The sequence below is a fragment of the Methylobacterium sp. WL103 genome, from assembly GCF_008039885.1.
GTDB lineage: Bacteria > Pseudomonadota > Alphaproteobacteria > Rhizobiales > Beijerinckiaceae > Methylobacterium > Methylobacterium cerastii.
Map to the genome: position 1 here is coordinate 1 of NZ_VRUX01000580.1, position 2,594 is coordinate 2,594.

The following is a 2,594-nucleotide window of genomic DNA, read 5'->3' on the forward strand; positions in this document are numbered from 1 at the left end:
CGCCGTGGCCGCCGCCGACCCGGAACTGCGGCAGGCCGGCGCGGCCGCCGAGATAGCCGAGAAAGCCCGCCGCCAGCACGACCGCCGGGAACGGCAGGTCGAACAGGAACAGCGCGACGAACGAAGCCGCCGCCACGGCCACCATCGGCGCGCTCTTCAGGGCGCGCCGGCCGATGCGCAGCACCGCCTCGGCGACGACGGCCAGCACCGCCGCCTTGAGCCCGAAGAACAGGCCGGCGACCACGCCGACGTTGCCCGACAGCGCGTAGATCCAGCTCAGCGCCATGATCGCGACGAGGCCCGGCAGCACGAACAGGCCCCCCGCGACGAGCCCGCCGCGGGTGCCGTGCATCAGCCAGCCGACATAGGTCGCGAGCTGCTGCGCCTCCGGCCCCGGCAGCAGCGTGCAGAAGTTCAGCGCGTGCAGGAAGCGATCCTCGGAGATCCAGCGCCGCTCCTCGACGAGGATGCGGTGCATCACCGCGATCTGCCCGGCCGGCCCGCCGAAGGACAAGGCGGCGATGCGGCCCCAGACGGGGACCGCCTCGGCCAGGCTCGGCATCCGCAACCCGGGCGTCGCGGTGTCTGGCATCGGGATGTCGGCGCCGTCCGCCATGTCGGGTTTCGCCTTCCGTGCGCCCGCCGCGGCCGGGCTGTCCGAGGTTTTAGGCGGCCACGCGGGAGGCCAGCACCTTGTCGATGCGGCGCCCGTCCATGTCGACCACCTCGAAGCGCCAGCCGCCGGCCTCGAACGCGTCGCCCGCCGCGGGGATGCGACCGAGCTCGTAGATCACGTAGCCGGCCAGCGTCGTGAAGTCGTCGGAATCCGGCGTCTCGGCCAGTTCCAGCCGCTCGAACGCCTGGCGGGCTGGGATCATCCCGTCGATCAGCAGCGAGCCGTCGGCGCGTTCGACCACGTCGGGCTCCTCGCCGGGCTCCGGGATGTCGCCGGCGATCGCCTCCAGCAGGTCGGTCTGGGTGACGATGCCCTCCAGGGTGCCGTACTCGTCGACGACCACCGCCATCCGCATCGGCTGGCTCTGGAAGGTTTCGAGCACCGCCAGGATCGTCATGCTCTCGTGCACGACGATCGGGCCTTGCGTCGCGGCCGTCAGGTCGATCGCGTCGCCGTCGAGCACCTGGTCGAGCAGGTCCTGCTTGCGCACCACGCCGACGAGCTCGTCGACCTGGCCCCGGCTGACCACGACCTGGGCGTGGCCGCAGGCGCGCACGGCCTTGAGGATCGCCGCGTGGTCGGCGTCGGCGTCGACCCACTCGACCTCGTGGCGCGGGGTCATGATGTCGCTGACCCGGCGCTCGCCGATGGCGAAGATCCGTTCCACCGCCTCCTGCTGGACCTCGCGGATCAGGCCGGCCTCCTGGCTCGCCTGGATCAGCAGGTTGAGTTCGGCGGTCGAGTGCAGCGAGCCCTCGCCATGGCCCGGCTGGAGGCCGAACAGGCGCAGCACGCCGTTGCCGAGCCCGTTGAGGAACAGGATCGCCGGCCGGAACACGAACAGGAAGAGGCCGAGGGGGCGGACCACCGCGAGCGCGGTGCGCTCGCTGCGCTGGAGCGCGAGGCTCTTGGGCGCCAGCTCGCCGAGCACGATGTGCAGCGACGTGATCAGGGCGAAGGCGATCGCCACCGCGATGGAATGGGCGGCGACCGGCCCGAGCGACAGCGGCAGCCCGTCCACCGCCGGCGCGATCAGGTGGGCGAGCGCCGGCTCGCCGACCCAGCCCAGCGCCAGCGACGACAGGGTGATGCCGAGCTGCGTCGCGGCCAGATGCGCGTCGAGGCGGTCGGTCGCCCGCTGCAGCGCCGTCGCGTTCGCGCGCCGCTCGGCGACGAGTTCGGCGACGCGGCTCCGGCGCACCGAGACCAGGGCGAATTCGGCCGCCACGAAGAAGCCGTTGGCCAGCACCAGGACGAGGACCGCGAGCAGCCCAAGCGCGGTCGCCCATGCATCGTCGGAAATCGCCGTCTCCCGTCGTGTCGAACGCCCCGCCATAGCAGCCGGAGGCGCGCCGGGCCACGCCGAAGGTCTCGGACGGCGGCGCATCGTCGAACGCAAAATCAGAAACGATGGGTTTCCATCGTTTCCGTTTCAAATCGCCCGGATGATCCTCAAATCAGGCCGATCGCGAGCGCCGGGCGGCGCTCTCAAAGGAGACACGTCATGTCCGAGATCGGCCTCCACCACGTCACCGCCTTTTCCGGCTCGGCGGCGCGCAACCGCGACTTCTACACCCGGGTGCTCGGGCTGCGGCTCGTCAAGACCACCGTCAACTTCGACGACCCGGGCACCTACCACCTCTATTACGGCGACGAGACCGGCCGCCCCGGCACGCTGCTGACCTTCTTCCCGATCGCGCATGCGGCGCCGGGCCGGCTCGGCGTCGGCGAGACGCAGGAGATCGCGCTGCGGGTGCCGCGGGCCGCGATCGGCTGGTGGATCCACCGCTTCGTCGCGACGTCCGTCGATCACGACGCGCCGGCGAGCGTGTTCGGCGAGCCGACCCTGCGCTTCCGCGATCCCGACGGGATGCGGCTGGCCCTGGTCGGCGTCGACGGGGCGGACCCGGAGCCGGCC

Annotated in this window: 3 protein-coding genes; 1 reads left to right on the forward strand and 2 read right to left on the reverse strand. The window is 71.9% G+C overall.

Translation table 11 applies throughout. From position 1 onward, the window contains the following. Positions 1-592: chromate transporter (locus FV222_RS22620; protein ID WP_246685607.1), on the reverse strand; the 592-nt coding region annotated here is incomplete at its 3' end. A 73-nt stretch (positions 593-665) separates the two neighbouring features. Next, on the reverse strand, positions 666-2,012 hold the full coding sequence (locus FV222_RS22625; RefSeq protein ID WP_147815697.1) for a hemolysin family protein: 1,347 nt from the start codon (positions 2,010-2,012) through the stop codon (positions 666-668). A gap of 168 nt (positions 2,013-2,180) precedes the next feature. Here FV222_RS22625 and FV222_RS22630 point away from each other — a divergent pair. Continuing rightward, positions 2,181-2,594, forward strand: a 414-nt coding sequence (locus FV222_RS22630) for a VOC family protein (RefSeq protein ID WP_187277429.1), incomplete at its 3' end; no start/stop codon positions are given.

What these genes read in the sequence shown, in the direction of transcription:
- FV222_RS22625 (WP_147815697.1), bottom strand. Translation starts at nt 2,012, where the DNA reads ATGGCGGGGCGTTCGACACGACGGGAGACGGCGATTTCCGACGATGCA.